At 37.6% G+C, this 2,365-nt stretch carries 2 protein-coding genes and 1 pseudogene; all 3 read left to right on the plus strand.

Annotated features, from left to right (window positions below; all coding sequences use genetic code 11):
- Positions 1-515 (plus strand): annotated as a pseudogene (locus FTT98_RS17595) (replication initiation protein); the annotation flags it as partial.
- A 306-nt stretch (positions 516-821) separates the two neighbouring features.
- Positions 822-1,001, plus strand: a complete 180-nt coding sequence (locus FTT98_RS17600; RefSeq protein ID WP_020847111.1) for a hypothetical protein — start codon at positions 822-824, stop codon at positions 999-1,001.
- Positions 1,002-1,592: 591 nt separating this feature from the next.
- On the plus strand, positions 1,593-2,365 hold a 773-nt coding region (gene repM, locus FTT98_RS17605; protein WP_180177610.1), incomplete at its 3' end, for a replication initiation protein RepM.

Genomic DNA, 2,365 nt, shown 5'->3' on the forward strand with positions numbered 1-2,365 from the left:
ATATTATTGGTTTTTCATTCCGATTTAAACAGAAGGCACAGCCAAAAAAACAACAAAAAACCGACCCTAAACGAGATCCAAACACACCTGATTTCTTTGTCGAAATGACCGATGCACAACGGCATTTGTTTGCACACAAATTATCTGAACTGCCCGAAGTTGGTAGCGAATATGCAGAGATCGGAGAGTCATCCGAAGACTTTACGAAACGCCTTGCAGACATGCTTTTAGAGCCAAAAAAATTCAGGATGTTTTATCCGCTACTGGAACAGCTCGGCTTTGGTTCTAAGAAAATCCAATCAGCACCAATCAAACAGGTCGATGAACCTAAGTTTATAGATTTTCCAAATATGCAGATCAACCGAATTTCTTACGGCATGTCCAGAAATAAAAAATTCAAACATTTGAAGCAAGAGAATGAATCACCTAATGATTTTATGCAACGGCTTTGCATCATGCTAAAAGACCCAAAACAGCAACTTCAATTTTACGATTTCCTAAAATCTAATCCTTGAGTTTCCCCCTCTAAAAAAGATTTCAAAACGCCCCAACTTTTGGGGCTTATTTTTATCTTTTTCAGAGGCCGTTTTTTTGTTTCTCGGAGAGAAACGCGGAAGCGTGCATTCCCTCCTGCTGTCGGAAAATGATAAATCCCCCAAACCGCTAAAAGTTGCCGATCGGCAACTTTTAAAATATCAAATTTTCACACATGGCTTAAAACCGCCTAAAATCGCCTTTAAGCGCACTTTTCTTCAAAACAGGGAAATCTAGCTAAACAGGGCTAAAAACGCCAATAAACGCAAAATAGGAGCATTTAGACCATGAAATTGAGTGATGCTGAAAAAAATAATCGTTTGTCAGAGGTGTTTTTAAAGAAATCAGATCGAGAATATTACGATTTAGAAATCACTGAAGATCATCAAAAACTTTATGATCAGTACGTTTCAGGTGATTTAAACAAGCAAGATTTTGAAGAACAACTAAACAAATTGATCAAGTAACCGAGCGAGTGTCTACGAGCGACTGAGCATTATAAAAATTTGCCCCTGCCTTTTCCCTGATTACAAGCTCCCTGTTGCTTCATAACGAGATTTACAGAGCAAAGCGACTGTAGCCACTGGCTCCATGACGAGCGAAGCGAGCATAAAGCTTTATGAGCGAAGCGAATCCATTCTTGTTTTTAGCGTCCTAGCGGGTCTTTGAAAAAAACTGCCCCCAGGAATCGAGCGCAGCGAGATTCAATAGAGTTTGAGCGAAGCGAAAACATAGGGCAGTTTTAAATGCCGTTTTTAATTTTTTTGGGCTTTTAATAATAAAAAAGCTTTTAAATGCTTTTAAGCAGTCTGAAAGCATTGATATACGTGCGTTTCAGAGGACATAAGACGACACTTAGTGTGCTAAAAGACGACACTTAGTGTGCTAGAAATTCTCAATAAGACGACACTTAGTGTGCTTTGAAAGACAAAATAAAACATGTCGTTTTAAGCACGTTTAGTTTGCAAGATGCGACAAAATAAAATATGTCTGCTTATTGCTTCTTGATAAGGCTTCACATAAGATCAATAAGACGACATAATAAAATAAGACGCTATATGAAAGATTTAATTGTGAAAGATAACGCTTTAATTAATGCCAGCTACAATCTTGACCTAGTGGAACAACGGTTAATTCTTTTAGCAATAATTGAAGCCCGTGAAAGTGGTAAAGGTATTAATGCGAATGACCCTTTAACTATTCACGCAGAGAGCTATATCAACCACTTTGATGTATTGAAAAATGGTGCTTATCAAGCACTAAAAGAAGCCTGTAAAGACTTGTTTGCTCGTCAATTTAGCTATCAAGAACCAAGAGGAAAAGGAGTAGCTCATATTACCTCACGTTGGGTTTCTCAAATTGCATACATCGAAAAAACGGCATCTGTTGAGTTAATTTTTTCACCTGCAATTATCCCTTTAATAACTCGGCTAGAAAAACAATTTACGAGCTATGAGTTAGAGCAAGTAAAAGGGCTTTCCACTGGCTACGCCATTAGACTTTATGAACTTTTGATTGCTTGGCGTAGTAGTGGGAAAACACCAATTATTGAGCTAAGTGAGTTCAGAGAAAGATTGGGAGTATTAGAAAGTGAATATCATCGAATGCACGACTTTAAAAAGCGTGTTTTAGAACCATCATTAAAGCAAATCAATGAAAATACAGATATTACTGTCAAAGAAGAACAGCACAAAAGAGGACGTAATATTATTGGTTTTTCATTCCGATTTAAACAGAAGGCACAGCCAAAAAAACAACAAAAAACCGACCCTAAACGAGATCCAAACACACCTGATTTCTTTGTCGAAATGACCGATGCACAACGGCATTT

This window comes from Acinetobacter sp. YH12039 (assembly GCF_013420015.1).
GTDB classification, from domain to species: Bacteria; Pseudomonadota; Gammaproteobacteria; order Pseudomonadales; family Moraxellaceae; genus Acinetobacter; species Acinetobacter amyesii.